The sequence below is a fragment of the Streptosporangium sp. NPDC005286 genome (genome assembly GCF_040607515.1).
Lineage (GTDB): Bacteria > Actinomycetota > Actinomycetes > Streptosporangiales > Streptosporangiaceae > Streptosporangium.
Window position 1 is genome coordinate 1 of the sequence record NZ_JBEXGU010000417.1, and the last position, 1,157, is coordinate 1,157.

Consider the following 1,157-nt stretch of genomic DNA (forward strand, 5'->3'; position numbering starts at 1 on the left):
GATCTGACGATCACTGAGGACGAGGCGCCCGCGCTCAAGCGGCGCCGCGGTTCTGATGCCCCCAAGGCCGCCGAGGACCTGGCCGAGGCGATCGCCCGGCGCATGCCGGAGCGCTCGCTGCTGTCCATCGTGGCGCGCACCGCGCACTGGCTGGGCTGGCACCACCACTTCGGCCCGGCGTCCGGCTCGGACCCGAAGATCAAAGATCCGCTGGGCCGGTACTCGCTGGCGGTGTTCACCGGCGGCATCAATGTCGGCCCGTACGAGGCGGCCAAGCACCTGTCGGGGATCTCGGCCCGGGAGCTGTCAATGGTGCGTAACCGCCACATCGACCTCGCCAAGCTGAACGCCGCGATCGCCTGCGTGGTCAACGCTTTTGCCGAACTGGACGTGGTCAAGGCGTGGGGGGATGGCAGCGCGGTGGCCGCCGACGGCACCCAGGTGGAGACCTACATCGACAACCTGCTGGCCGAGACCAGCATCCGGTACGGCGGGGTGGGCGGCATCGCCTACCACTACATCTCTGACACCTACGTGGCGTTGTTCTCCCGGTTCATCCCGTGCGGGGTGTGGGAGGCGGTGCACCTGATCGAGGGCCTGTTGGCCAATACCTCCGAGGTGCAGCCGACCACCGTGCACGCCGACACCCAAGGCCAGTCGACGCCGGTCTTCGCCCTGGCCACGCTGTTCGGGTTCGACCTGATGCCGCGTATCCGCAACTTCAAAGACCCGATCTTCTTCCGCGCCGGCCCGCAGCTGGTCTACCCGCACATCGACGAGCTGTTCGGCGAACGCGGCCGCAACGTGATCGACTGGGAACTGATCGAACGGCACTGGCGGGATCTGATGCAGGTGGCCATCTCCATCAGCGAGGGCCGCCTGTCCTCGGCCACCTTGATGCGGCGGCTGCGCTCCAACTCCCGCAAGAACCGCATCTACAAGGTGTTTCGCGAGGTCGGCCGCTCGGTGAGGACAGTGGCGCTGCTGCGGTATCTGGCTGATCCGGCGCTGCGCGCCCGCGTCACCGCGGCCACCAACAAGGTCGAGACCTACAACGCTTTCTCCCAGTGGCTCGGGTTCGGCAACAACGGCGTGATCGCCCACAACGACCCCGACGAGCAGGAAAAACTGATCAAGCTCAACACGTTGCTGGCCAA

At 66.6% G+C, this 1,157-nt stretch carries 1 protein-coding gene; it reads left to right on the top strand.

Annotated features, from left to right (window positions below):
• Positions 1 to 1,157 (top strand): transposase (locus ABZU75_RS46505; RefSeq protein WP_355570037.1); only part of this gene is annotated, 1,157 nt, incomplete at both ends.